This is a genomic window from Nocardiopsis sp. CNZ308, from assembly GCF_004217075.1.
On the sequence record NZ_SHKJ01000001.1, the window covers coordinates 4830501 to 4842781 of the forward strand.

The following is a 12281-nucleotide window of genomic DNA, read 5'->3' on the forward strand; positions in this document are numbered from 1 at the left end:
GGAGGGAGTTCACCATGGGCCGCATCACCGTCGGAACCGAGAACAGCACCCCGATCGAACTGCACTACGAGGACCAGGGCAGTGGCCAGCCCGTCGTCCTCATCCACGGCTACCCGCTCGACGGCCACTCCTGGGAGAAGCAGACCGCCGCCCTGCTGGACGCCGGTTACCGGGTCATCACCTACGACCGCAGGGGTTTCGGCCAGTCCTCCCAGCCCTCCACCGGCTACGACTACGACACCTTCGCCGCCGACCTCAACACGGTCCTGGAGACCCTCGACCTCACCGACGTCGTCCTGGTCGGCTTCTCCATGGGCACCGGCGAGGTCGGTCGCTACCTGGGCACCTACGGCTCCGCCCGCGTCGCCAAGGCCGCCTTCCTCGCTTCCCTGGAGCCGTTCCTGCTCCAGACCGAGGACAACCCCGGCGGGGCGGCGCCCCGAGAGTTCTTCGAGGGCGTCGTCGCGGCGGTCAAGGCGGACCGGTACGCCTACTTCACCGAGTTCTACGAGAACTTCTACAACTTGGACGAGAACCTGGGCACCCGCATCAGCGAGGAGGCCGTCCGCAACAGCTGGAACGTCGCGGCGGGCTCGGGCGCGGTCGCCTCGGCGGCGGCCCCGTTGACCTGGTTCACCGACTTCCGCGCGGACATCCCCAAGATCGACGTCCCCGCGCTGATCCTGCACGGCACCGCGGACAACATCCTGCCGATCGACGCCACCGGCCGCGCGTTCTCGGCGCTGCTGCCCTCGGCGGACTACGTCGAGATCGAGGGTGCGCCGCACGGCCTGCTGTGGACCCACGCGGAGGAGGTCACCGAGGCCCTGCTGGCCTTCCTGGCCAAGTAGGTCTGGCGGCTGGCGGGGGCATGCCGTGCCCCACGACGAGCAGTGCTCAGATCCTGTGGATCGTACTCGGGAGCACGTACCTTCCCGAGGGGGTCGATCGATAGGTCACCTCGTCGAAAGCTCCGAGAAGCTCTCGGTGTGAGCAGCCTCGGCCGTTCCGTGGAAGCCGGGAGGTTCTTCAGACACTCGTGCGCCGTATGTGCAGGTGACCTTCGCGGGGGAAGGAGGGCGGTGCCGCGGGCAGGATGGCGTCGAAGTGGTAGCGGCTCTTCCGAGCGACCCGGCACGATGCCAGATTGTCCACCTGGTGCAGGAGTTCGAGACGCTCCAGCCCGTCGGCGCCGAAGGTGTCGAAGGCCCAGCTGGTGAGTGCCTCCAGAGCACGGGAGGCCACTCCCCGCCCGCGAGCGTGCGCCGCGGTCCAGTAGCCCACTTCGGCCGCAGGTTTGCCGGGGGCGACTTCCTTGAGGACCACATTGCCCGCCAACCGTTCGTGAGCCGAACCTGGTCGTACCTCAAGGACGGCGAAGCCGAAGCGGTTCCCAGCTGCCCAGCCCCGCTGCTGGGCCCGCACCCAGCGTGCCCCGTCGGCATCGTTGTCCACGACGGAGTTCACCCACTGGCGCAGCGCGGGATCTCGGCTCGCCTCGACCAACGCGGCAACGTCCCCCATGCGCCAGGGACGAAGAACGAGGGCGGGAGAGACCGGCGACGCGGCTACCTGGAGTTCGATCGGGGCACCCATCAACCGATCATATGGGGCGGCGTTTTCGCCCGATGCCGACCACGTCCGCCCCGTCATTGCTGTGCCCGGACGCGCAGAGCTTGGATGGACCAGTTGAACACCGGAGCCGGACTCTCCGGGGCAGGCCAGCCGTCGACTACTGCGAGTAGCTGAAGGTGGTGCTCTCAGCGGAGGTCGTTCACGCTCTCCAACCGAGCCGCCAGTCCGCGGCGAAGCTCCACGTCTTCCCAATTCCTCCCTCACGATCTCGGGGGCGCGTCAACCGGGGCGCTCCCGAGGCCGTTATCTGTGTCAGGACCGATAAACCGCGTTATGTTGCTGTGGGGCGAGGCTGCTGTGGGATGTCGAAGTGACACAGTTCGCCTCAGGGAACGTGGCTTGTAGGGTTTTAAGGGTTTTTGCGTCCTATGGGATGTTGGTGGCTAGTGTCTGTTTTTCAAGAAGTTAGGAATTCGACTGCTTGCCGCTGGTAAGTTCGCAGGTCGTTGACTGTGCTCCCCGCGCACGCGGGGATGGTCCCAGATAGGCGAGGAGTGCCGTTACCTGGTTGGAGTGCTCCCCGCGCACGCGGGGATGGTCCCCACTCCGCGTATCCGCTGTCTTGCCGCAGACTGTGCTCCCCGCGCACGCGGGGATGGTCCCGTCGGCGGCATGTGGACGTCCGGCTCGCGGCTGTGCTCCCCGCGCACGCGGGGATGGTCCCGACCTGACCAAGGACGGCGCGAACATGGTCAAGTGCTCCCCGCACACGCGGGGATGGTCCGTCAGGGGACTTTCGAGTGAAGTGGCTTACCGGGTGCTCCCCGCGCACGCGGGGATGGTCCCGGCGTCCTGTACCTGGGCGCCGAGTGGGCCGTGTGCTCCCCGCGCACGCGGGGATGGTCCCGACTGCAACCCCAACCACGTGGCCCAGCACGAGTGCTCCCCGCGTACCCGGGGATGGTCCCAGGCGCACGTCTCGCTCGGCGTCGGCGTGGGAGTGCTCCCCGCGTACGCGGGGATGGAGCTATCCGGCGCTCCTCGGCTTCACCGAGTCGAGAAGGGCGAACTCGGCCCAGGTCACCGTTCCCAGACCCGCGCAGAAGGGGAAGTCCAGCACGGGGCGAGAACCCCAGGCCACCGCCAGGTTCTCGACCAGCAGCAGACCTCGGCCACGCTCGGCTGCCTGCCATTCTTCGGCTGTGCGCTGGCGGGGAATGAGGGGTTCGGTGTCCTTGGCTCCGTCGTCGATGACCGACAGGCGCAGCACGGTTCCGCTCTCTGGCGTGGTGTGAACGGCCAGCGTCCGGATGACCCGGCCCTCGGCCTCACCGGAACGCGAGTGCTCGACGGCGTTCGCGAACATCTCGCTCGCGCACAGAACCACTGCCTCGACCAGGTCGTCACCGCTTTCGGCGAGCCGGAGGAGGTCGGCGCGCAGGTCCGAGCGCACGTGGCTGGCGGTGGCCAGGGTTCCGGGGTACAGGCGCGGCTCCCAGCGACGTTCCGGGTCGGCGGTGATGGGCGAGGTCTGCGGCACAATGACCATGCCGGTATCTCCTTTTTCTTGTGGTTTTCGAGTGCTGGTCATGCCCTGGAGGCGCGCTAACGCCTGCCAGGGCTTCAACGTGTCCGGCCGGGGACACATGGGGAACGAACCTTCCGGTCAGGTCCTGGCCACGGCGGTGGTTCCGTGGCTGTTGCCGACCCCTTCAACGCCGCCCACGGTGAGGGCACGACGCCGGGACTTCTCGGGAAAGCGTTCGACCGCCTGGTCCAGCAGCCGCAGCGAGTCAGCTGGCGACAGCGCCACGCCCTGGAGGGTGGCGAACAGGTCGGTGTAGCCCTTGATGTGGGTGGCGTCGGTGACCAGGTGGCCCGGTCCGCGCGGGTGCGGGGTGTAGGCCAGGCAGTGCCTCGGGGAGAAGGCCAGCGTCCAGAACGCTCCGCGCAGGCCGGGATGGGGTGCGGTGTCCTCCGGAACGACGTGCACGGTGATGCTGTCACTGCCGGCCAGGTCGCGCAGGCGGGACAACTGGGCGCGCATGACGTTGGGAGGGGCGACGGGCCGGGTGAGGGCGCCTTCGTCGACGATCAGGCAGTGGTACGGCGGTCCGGATGCCGTGCTGTAGAGCTTGCAGATCGCGGGACGGTCCCTGATGAGGGAGGCAGCTTCCATGGGGCGCTCGGCCCGGTTCAGCGCGCGGGCGTAGTCCTCGGTCAGGAAGCTGTCGGGCAGGACGAGGGGCGCGTACGCCCGGACCTGGAACGCCTGGGGGAGAAGGTCGGCCACCGTGGCACCGGCCCGGAGGCCGGTGGTGATGAACGTCTGTGCCCAGGCGTCCCACAACACGCCTTCCGCTTCCAGCGCGCTGTCGAGGTGGCGGGCGTCGTTGCGCTGAGGCTCGCTGGTGCCGGACTCGATGCCGCTGACCCGGCTGGGGGAGAGGAATGCGTCCTGGGCCAGCTCCTCGACCGACAGGCCCAGGCGTTCCCGGGCAGCCCGGACCCGCTCCCCGAACCGTTCCCATCCCGGGGCGAGTTCTCCTTCACTAGCTGCTTGCTCGGTCCTTTTGGCTGCCATGGCACTCCTTCTGGGTGCGGGTTGACCAACCCTCCGTGACCGTCTTCGGGCATAGCGGTGCCACTGCGTCCACAAGGAGAGTTGAACAAAGCTTGCATACTTGCTTACAAGGATTAGAGCGCAACACGGCGTTGAGCGCAAGCATCTTGTATACAAACATGCTTGCCGATAGTGTGTGGGGCATGAGTGACGAGACCACGGACGCCCGACCGTTGCAGGTCCGCATCGCGGATGATCTGCGCAACCAGATCCGACGAGGTGACCTGGACCCGGGCGACAAACTCCCTACGCTCCACACGATTGCCGCTGAGTACGGGGTGAGCATGATGGTGGCCCGTCGCTCTATCGATCTCTTGAGGCAGGAGGGGATCGTGACCAGCAAGAAGGGCAGTGGCACCTACGTGAGGGAGCAGAAGCAGGTGCGCCGATACGGAATCCAGCGTTACAGCAAGTCGGTCTGGGCTGGCGCCAAGCCCCAACCCCTACTGAGCGCGGAGGGGGCCGAACAGGGCAAGGTGGTGGATCAGGAGGCGCAGACCAGCCAGGTGCCCGCGCCGGCGTTCGTTGCCGAGCGCTTGCCGGACGTCAATGTGGGAGATCTGGTCTACGTGCGCAAGCGTGTCACCAGGCTCGACGGAACCATCAATCAGTCCGCCGACAGCTACTTCAGCCTTGGTACTGGCGAGCGCTCTCCTGCTTTGGTGGCAGGAGAAGGAGCGGGAGGGCACATCGCGCGTATCAACGCGGTCAGCCCTGTGCGCGAGGTTCAGGAAGAGATCAGCACCCGCATGCCCACCGGGCCGGAAGCGGGAAGACTCCAGATCCCGCCGGGCACGCCGATTTTCGAGGTTATCCGCACCTATCACACGGAGAGCGGCCCTTTGGATGTTGCCCAGTTCCTCATCCGGGGTGACATGGCGGTGTTCGACTACAAGTTCGCGGTGCCGGACTAAGGTCATCAACGGCCCGACGTCTTTGAGGCGTCGGGCCGTTGGCTGTTTGCGAGTTATTGTTTCCCGCGCACGCGGGGGCGGTCCCGGCGACGCCCCTGATGCCGAGTCGCTGACATAGAAGTTCAGGCGACCTCGATCGAGATGTACCAGTCTCAGCTCATCCCTAGCCTGGCGCAGACGGAGACCTGCGCTCGTGCGGTCATCGAGGCGACCATGCGTCCTGACAGCGACCTCGACAGGGGGTCAGGTCCGTTCACCCGTCAGGAAGTGCTGACGAAGGCCGCCTCTCCCGATGTGTGGATAATCGTTGCGGAATCACCGCCAGCACAAGGAGTAGAGGTATGCAGCCAGAAGACTCCGCCTCCGGTGAGGACGTCGTTTTTCGCAAGTCGAGCTATTCGCAGAGTGAGGCCGCGTGCGTAGAGGTGGCTGATCTGAGGGGCGCGACAGCCGTCAGGGACACCCAGCATCGTGAGCTTGCTTTCTTTGTTTTTCCTGGTGGAGAGTGGCAAGCCTTCCTGGGAAGCGTCGAGGTGAGCAGACAGTGACGTCCAACTTGACGAGGGGAGTCCTGTGGGACGCATGGGTCTTATGTCGGTATTTCAAGAAGTTGGAAAAACGACTGCTTGTCGCTGGTAAGTTCCCAGGTCACTGACTGTGCTCCCCGCGCACGCGGGGATGGTCCCACTCGGATCATCCATTCGGGCCCGTCGATCACCGTGCTCCCCGCGCACGCGGGGATGGTCCCGTCGGCCACTCCCTGGACGGGTGGATCCGCATGTGCTCCCCGCGCACGCGGGGATGGTCCCGTCGGCCACTCCCTGGACGGGTGGATCCGCATGTGCTCCCCGCGCACGCGGGGATGGTCCCGTCCGCTCCTGGTCCGAGTACTCCCCCGACGGGTGCTCCCCGCGCACGCGGGGATGGTCCCCCGGACAGCGGCGTGTCCGGGTTGTCCGGGGTGTGCTCCCCGCGCACGCGGGGATGGTCCCTGCGGCCGTCGGCGTCCTGCTGATCCTGGTCGGTGCTCCCCGCGCACGCGGGGATGGTCCCCCGCGCCGCCACGTCGCCCGCCAGGTGGCGGCGGTGCTCCCCGCGCACGCGGGGATGGTCCCAGGGCCACCTCGATGTCGAGACCGAGCTTCTCGTGCTCCCCGCGCACGCGGGGATGGTCCCTGGTTCGAGATCCACCGCGAACACTGGGATGCGTGCTCCCCGCGCACGCGGGGATGGTCCCTGGTACACGCTGCGCAAACAGATCCTCGAACGCGACGAACGTGCTCCCCGCGCACGCGGGGATGGTCCCGACCAGGGTCGGCCGGTACTCGGCGAGGAGGAGTGCTCCCCGCGCACGCGGGGATGGTCCCCACCAAGGGCGCGAGGCACTAGGTGGTCGGCGGTGCTCCCCGCGCACGCGGGGATGGTCCCACCGCCTACGAGGTCAGCCGCTGAGAGTCCGCGTGCTCCCCGCGCACGCGGGGATGGTCCCAAGCCCGAGCTGGTGGAGCGGTTGCGCGCGGCGTGCTCCCCGCGCACGCGGGGATGGTCCCACCGCGGTATGCCTGTGGCCGCGCCCGTCGGAGTGCTCCCCGCGCACGCGGGGATACGCCTGGCACACAGGCCACTCGGTTTACACGGACGCGTAAACCTCCTTGGCCAGATGAGGCCAGGGCGAATTTCGGCGTTTGGCTGCGGGGGGCATCCGCACACCTGTTCAATGTCGGCCATGAAGCACGAAGGGCGCCCTCAGCCCTGGAAAGACCGCCTCTCCGAGGCCGCCCGCGCCGTGTGGGCCAAGCACGACTTCGACTCCAACGGCTGGCTGCCCCTCTACCGCCACATGGCCGACAGCGCCGCCGTCGCCACCCGGCTCTGGGACGAGTGGCTCCCCGCGCAGGTCCGCGACCACATCAGCCGCATACTCCCCGACGGCGACCACGACGCCCGCGTCCTCGCCGTCTGGCTCGCCGCCACCCACGACATCGGCAAGGCCACCCCCGCCTTCGCCTGCCAGGTCGAAGACCTCGCGGCCGACATGCGCGCGCACGGCCTCGACATGCCCCTCCAGAAGCAGATGGCCGACCGACACCTCGCCCCCCACGGCCTGGCCGGACAGCTCCTCCTCCGCGACTGGCTCGTCGAGCACCACGGCTGGACGGAACGCGCCACCCACCAGCTCACCGTCGTCGCCGGAGGCCACCACGGCGTCCCGCCCACCGTCAACGCCATCACCGAACTGGACCGCCACCCCGGACTCCTGCGCACCCCCGGCCACGAGCAGGCCTGGACGGACGTCCAGCACGAACTCCTCGACACCGCCGCCCGCAACACCGGAGCGGCCGAACGCCTCTCCGCCTGGAAGTCCCTCAAACTCCCGCAGACCGCGCAGGTCCTGCTCACCGCCCTGGTCATCACCGCCGACTGGATCGCCAGCAACCCCGAACTCTTCCCCCTCTTCCCGGGAGCCGGAGAACGCGGCAGCGACCCCGAACGCACCGAGGCGGCCTGGCGCCTCCTCGACCTGCCCCGGCAGTGGGAACCCAAGGAGCCCCAGGGCACGGCGGCCGAGATCTTCGAGGCCCGCTTCGACCTCCCACCGGGAGCCGTCCTGCGCCCCGTCCAGGAGCAGGCCGTCGAGGCCGCCCGGGCGATGTCGGGCCCCGGCCTCGTGGTCATGGAGGCCCCGATGGGCGAGGGCAAGACCGAGGCAGCCCTGGCCGCCGCCGAGATCCTGGGTGCCCGCACCGGCGCGGGCGGCTGCTTCGTCGCCCTGCCCACCATGGCCACCAGCAACGCCATGTTCCAGCGCTACCTGCACTGGCTCGAACGCCTCCCCGGGATGCCCGAGCAGGCCGTGTCGGTCTTCCTCGCCCACTCCAAGGCCCACCTCAACCGGGACTTCACCGAACTCATGGGCGGCGGCCGCCACCTGGCCACGGACACCGACCGCGACGGCCGCGACGGCCCAGACGGCCGCGGCGCCGATCCCGCCAAGGGCAACAGCCCGGCGGAACTGGTCGCCCACCGCTGGCTCCGGGGCCGCAAGAAGGGCATGCTCTCCTCCTTCGCCGTCGGCACGGTCGACCAGCTCCTCTTCACCGGCCTCAAGAGCAAGCACCTGGCCCTGCGCCACCTCGCCCTGGCGGGCAAGGCCGTCGTCATCGACGAGGCCCACGCCTACGACACCTACATGAACGTCTACCTCGACCGCGCCCTGGCCTGGCTCGGCGAGTACGGCGTCCCGGTCGTCATCCTCTCCGCGACCCTGCCCGCCCACCGCAGGCGCGAGCTGGTCGACGCCTACACCGGCGTGTCCAAGCCGTCGGGCGGTGCCGCTGCGGAGGCCGCTGCGGCGGTGGAGAGCGCACGCGAGTACCCGCTGATCACCACCGCCGAACGCGGATCGGCACCGCGCATCCACACGCCCGCCGCCTCCGGCCGGTCCACCGACGTCGCCCTCCAACCGCTGGACGACGACCTCGAAGTCCTCGCCGACCGCCTCGACGCCGAACTGGCCGAGGGCGGCTGCGCCCTGGTCGTGCGCAACACCGTCGCCCGCGTCCACGAGACCGCCTCGCACCTGCGCGACCGCTTCGGCTCCGACACCATCACCGTCGCGCACTCGCGCTTCCTCGACCTGGACCGGGCCGACCGGGACGCCCAGCTCCTCCAGGCGTACGGGCCGCCCGCCAAGGTCACCGAACTCGGCGGCGAGCGCCCCACCCGCCATATCGTGGTCGCCAGCCAGGTCGTGGAACAGTCCCTGGACGTGGACTTCGACCTGCTGGTCACCGACCTCGCCCCGGTCGACCTCGTCCTCCAGCGCATGGGCCGCCTGCACCGACACCCGCGCGGCGAGGGCCAGAGCCAGCGCCCGCCCCGGCTACGGGCGGCCCGCTGCCTGGTCACCGGCGTGGACTGGGCACAGACCCCGCCCCAGCCCGTACGGGGCTCGCGCACGGTCTACGGCGCCTACCCCCTGCTCCGCTCCCTGACGGTGCTGCGCTCCCGGCTGGAGGCCGGTCCCAGCCCCGACGAGGTCGGCCCCGGCCCCGACGAGGCCGGTGGCGCCGCCAACACGGTCGCCCTTCCCGACGACATCAGCCCCCTGGTCCAGGACGCCTACGGCAACGCCGAGAAGGCACCGCCGACCTGGGACGAACGCCTCACCGAGGCCAGGGAGGCACACGAGCGCGAGCACGCCCGCAAGGGCGAGAAGGCCCAGACCTTCCTGCTCAGACCCGCGGGCCGCGACGGCAGGGCCATCGTCGGCTGGGTCGACGCCGGGGTCGGCGAGGCCGACGAGACCCGGCCCGGAAAGGCCCAGGTCCGCGACACCGGGGAGAGCCTGGAGGTCCTGGTCGCCCGCAGGTGCGCCGACGGAACGGTCACCACCGTTCCCTGGCTGTCCGAGGAGCGCGGCGGCCTGCCCCTGCCCACCCACGACGCGCCCCCGCCCCGCTCCGCCCGTGCCCTGGCCGCCTCCGGACTGCGCCTGCCCTACCAGCTGACCGCCTCCGGAGCCGTCATGGACCAGGCCATCAGAGAACTGGAGTCACAGATCGTCATGGCCTGGCAGACCAAGGACGCCCACTGGATCGCTGGGGAACTCATCCTGTTCCTGGACGAGGACAACCGCGCCGAACTCGCCGGACACACGCTCCACTACACCGAATCCGACGGCCTGGAGGTCCACCGTGCCGACTGACGCCACCACGTCACCGCCACCGCTTCGGCCCGCTTCCTTCGACCTGACCTCGCGCCCCTGGATCCCGGTCCAGCGCCTGGACGGGGAGGAGGTCGAACTCTCCCTGACCGGAGTCTTCGAGCAGGCGCCGGACATCCGCCGCCTGGTCGGCGACGTGCCCACCCAGGACTTCGCCCTCCTGCGCCTACTCCTGGCGGTCCTGCACGACGCGATCGACGGCCCGCGCGAGATCGAGGACTGGGAGGAGCTGTGGCGGGGCGGGATCCCGGCCGACCGGGTCCGCGACTACCTGCGCGAGCACCGGGAGCGCTTCGACCTGCTGCACCCCGAAACACCGTTCTTCCAGGTCGCGGACCTGCGCACCGGCAAGGGGGAGTACTCCTCACCCGACCCGATCGTGGCGGACGTGCCCAACAACGCGCGCTTCTTCACCATGCGCGCGCACGGTGCCGAGCGCCTCGCCTTCGCCGAGGCCGCCCGCTGGCTGCTGCACGCCCACGCCTACGACACCTCGGGCATCAAGTCGGGCGCCGTCGGGGACCCCCGCCTCAAGGGCGGCAAGGTCTACCCGCAGGGCGTGGGCTGGTCCGGGAACCTGGGCGGGGTGTACGTGGAGGGCGACGACCTCCAGCGGACGCTGCTGCTCAACCTGATCGCCTTCGACACCGACGGTCTGCGCGCCGACTCCGACCGGGACGCCCCGGCCTGGCGCCGGGCACAGGTCACCGCCCAGCCCCTGAAGGGCGCGGAGGCCGAGACCCGCCCCCACGGGCTGCGCGACCTCTACACCTGGCAGAGCCGCCGGGTCCGGTTGCACCACGACGGTGAGGGCGTCCACGGGGTCCTGCTCGCCTACGGGGACCCGCTCACCCCGCGCAACAAACACGACCGCGAGCCGATGACCGCGTGGCGGCGCAGCCCCGCGCAGGAGAAGAAGCTGCGCGAGACCACCGTCTACCTGCCGCGCGACCACGACCCCGCCCGCGCGGCCTGGCGCGGGCTCGGAGCACTGGTCACCGGCAGGGTCCGAGGGGCCGAGCAGCGCCAGGAGGCCGCGAAGGTGGTGCGTCCGCGCGTTCTGGACTGGATCTCCCTCCTCACCTTCGAGGGGATCCTTCCCAAGGACTTCCTGGTCCGCGCGCGCCTGGTCGGTGCCGTCTACGGCACCCAGCAGTCCGTCGTCGACGAGCTCGTGGACGACGCCGTGGCCATGCCCGTCGTCCTGTTCCACGACCGCGACAGCGCCCTCACCCAGACCGCGATCGACGCGGTCAACGACGCGGAGGAGGCCGTCATGGTCCTCGGCGACCTGGCCACCGCCCTCGCCGACGCGGCGGGCGCCGACGGCGAGGGGCCGAGGGCCACCGCACGCGACCGCGGGTTCGCGGAGCTGGACGAGCCCTTCCGCAAGTGGCTGCGCGGCCTCGACACCACCGAACCCCCTCTGGAACAGCGCCGTGAGTGGCAGGTGGAGGCACACCGGATCGTGTCCCGGCTCGGTGACGAACTCATGGACACGGCCGGGGAGGCCGCCTGGACGGGCCGGGTCGTGGCCACCAAGAAGGGGTCGGTCTGGCTCACCGCCTCCCGGGCCGACCTGCGCTTCCGCTCCGCCCTGCGCAGGGCGCTCCCGCTGACCAACACCGACCACTCCCCGCAGGAGGAGCAGTGACCACCACGAGCACCGCCGGGTTCGTGCCCGAACTCAGGGACGTCGGGAAGCTGGTCGACGAACGCGTCCGCCAGCTCCAGGGCGGCTACCTCAAGGACCTCCCCGAAGCCGTCGCCACCCTGGCCAAGCTGCGCCGGGGCGCGGGCAAGCCCGTCGAGGCCGTGCCGGAGCTGGTGGGGCTGACCCTGGACCACCGCTTCTACGAGCGCTTCTCCGTCTCCGACCCCCGCACCGAGGACGCCGAGGCCGCCGCCCATGAGGCGCTGACCCTCTACGCCCTGCACCAGCAGTCCAAACGCGAGAAGGGCATGCACCGGCGCGGACGCGACCTCGGCGGGGCCGTCCGCCGACTCATGCCGCCCGGGGACATCGACGAGCCGCTGCGCAGGAGGTTCGTGCAGGCGGGAAGCGCCGCCCACCACACCACCCGCCTCGACCGGCTCCGGGGGATCGTCCAGCTCCTGCGCGCCGAGGACATCCCGCTCGACTACGGCCTCCTGGCCGACCAGCTCCACGACGCCCGCACCCGGCCCGGGGCCGAACGCGTGCGCCGGGCCTGGGGGCGCGGCTTCCAGGCCCACCGGCCCCAGGACGCCACCGGGACGGACGGCGCCGCCGACGTCGGTTCGGACGGCTCGCAGACCGAAACCGGCACCGAGGACTGACCGCGCCGCACCATCGCGTCGCCGCGTCGCCGTCTTCGAGGCTCCTTCCCGGCACCTCCCACCCGTAGTTTCTCCGCCTCCCGACCCGCCCGTCCCCGTGCCTGTCATGGACGGGGCACCGATC

At 69.9% G+C, this 12281-nt stretch carries 9 protein-coding genes, 1 pseudogene and 2 CRISPR repeat arrays; of the genes and pseudogenes, 7 read left to right on the forward strand and 3 right to left on the reverse strand.

The features are described from left to right. Positions 1-14: 14 nt before the first annotated feature. Entirely contained in the window at positions 15-851 is an 837-nt protein-coding gene (locus EV372_RS20680) for an alpha/beta hydrolase (protein WP_130397348.1), read from the forward strand. A gap of 178 nt (positions 852-1029) precedes the next feature. Here EV372_RS20680 and EV372_RS20685 read toward each other — a convergent pair whose 3' ends face one another. The 3 genes and pseudogenes from EV372_RS20685 to EV372_RS20700 form a co-directional block, all read right to left on the reverse strand. Beyond that, entirely contained in the window at positions 1030-1596 is a 567-nt protein-coding gene (locus EV372_RS20685) for a GNAT family N-acetyltransferase (RefSeq protein WP_130397349.1), read from the reverse strand. A 491-nt stretch (positions 1597-2087) separates the two neighbouring features. Then, a CRISPR array of direct repeats spans positions 2088-2604; the repeat unit is 29 nt; unit sequence GTGCTCCCCGCGCACGCGGGGATGGTCCC. Between the two features lie 124 nt (positions 2605-2728). After that, a pseudogene (locus EV372_RS20695) lies at positions 2729-3223 on the reverse strand (ATP-binding protein); the annotation flags it as partial. Between the two features lie 18 nt (positions 3224-3241). Next, a complete protein-coding gene (locus EV372_RS20700) occupies positions 3242-4159 on the reverse strand; it encodes a Scr1 family TA system antitoxin-like transcriptional regulator (RefSeq protein WP_130397350.1) in 918 nt (305 codons plus the stop codon). A gap of 182 nt (positions 4160-4341) precedes the next feature. On the opposite strand from EV372_RS20700, the gene EV372_RS20705 reads away from it, so the two are divergent. The 6 genes from EV372_RS20705 to casB all read left to right on the forward strand — a co-directional run bounded on the left by EV372_RS20705 (position 4342) and on the right by casB (position 12157). Next, positions 4342-5112, forward strand: coding sequence for a GntR family transcriptional regulator (locus EV372_RS20705; RefSeq protein ID WP_165436012.1), 771 nt, complete (start codon positions 4342-4344; stop codon positions 5110-5112). A 141-nt stretch (positions 5113-5253) separates the two neighbouring features. After that, positions 5254-5535 carry a Scr1 family TA system antitoxin-like transcriptional regulator gene (locus EV372_RS29490; RefSeq protein ID WP_486484012.1) on the forward strand — a complete coding sequence of 94 codons (282 nt, stop codon included), beginning with the start codon at positions 5254-5256 and terminating at the stop codon, positions 5533-5535. Continuing rightward, positions 5454-5660, forward strand: a complete 207-nt coding sequence (locus EV372_RS20715) for a DUF397 domain-containing protein (protein WP_130397352.1) — start codon at positions 5454-5456, stop codon at positions 5658-5660. Before EV372_RS29490 ends, EV372_RS20715 begins: the two co-directional genes overlap by 82 nt. Before the next feature lie 109 nt (positions 5661-5769). Then, a CRISPR array of direct repeats spans positions 5770-6723; the repeat unit is 29 nt; unit sequence GTGCTCCCCGCGCACGCGGGGATGGTCCC. 106 nt (positions 6724-6829) lie between these two features. Next, positions 6830-9820, forward strand: a complete 2991-nt coding sequence (cas3, locus tag EV372_RS20720) for a CRISPR-associated helicase Cas3' (protein WP_130397353.1) — start codon at positions 6830-6832, stop codon at positions 9818-9820. Next, positions 9810-11492 (forward strand): type I-E CRISPR-associated protein Cse1/CasA, encoded by a 1683-nt coding sequence (casA, locus tag EV372_RS20725; RefSeq protein WP_130397354.1) that lies wholly within the window; start codon positions 9810-9812, stop codon positions 11490-11492. The genes cas3 and casA overlap by 11 nt, the downstream gene beginning before the upstream one ends. After that, the gene (gene casB, locus EV372_RS20730) at positions 11489-12157 is read left to right on the forward strand and encodes a type I-E CRISPR-associated protein Cse2/CasB (protein ID WP_130397355.1); all 669 of its coding nucleotides are present in this window, start codon (positions 11489-11491) and stop codon (positions 12155-12157) included. Before casA ends, casB begins: the two co-directional genes overlap by 4 nt. The last annotated feature ends 124 nt before the right edge of the window (positions 12158-12281 follow it).

What these genes read in the sequence shown, in the direction of transcription:
- EV372_RS20680 (WP_130397348.1), top strand. Translation starts at nt 15, where the DNA reads ATGGGCCGCATCACCGTCGGAACCGAGAACAGCACCCCGATCGAACTG.
- EV372_RS20685 (WP_130397349.1), bottom strand. Translation starts at nt 1,596, where the DNA reads ATGGGTGCCCCGATCGAACTCCAGGTAGCCGCGTCGCCGGTCTCTCCC.
- EV372_RS20700 (WP_130397350.1), bottom strand. Translation starts at nt 4,159, where the DNA reads ATGGCAGCCAAAAGGACCGAGCAAGCAGCTAGTGAAGGAGAACTCGCC.
- EV372_RS20705 (WP_165436012.1), top strand. Translation starts at nt 4,342, where the DNA reads ATGAGTGACGAGACCACGGACGCCCGACCGTTGCAGGTCCGCATCGCG.
- EV372_RS29490 (WP_486484012.1), top strand. Translation starts at nt 5,254, where the DNA reads ATGTACCAGTCTCAGCTCATCCCTAGCCTGGCGCAGACGGAGACCTGC.
- EV372_RS20715 (WP_130397352.1), top strand. Translation starts at nt 5,454, where the DNA reads ATGCAGCCAGAAGACTCCGCCTCCGGTGAGGACGTCGTTTTTCGCAAG.
- cas3 (WP_130397353.1), top strand. Translation starts at nt 6,830, where the DNA reads ATGTCGGCCATGAAGCACGAAGGGCGCCCTCAGCCCTGGAAAGACCGC.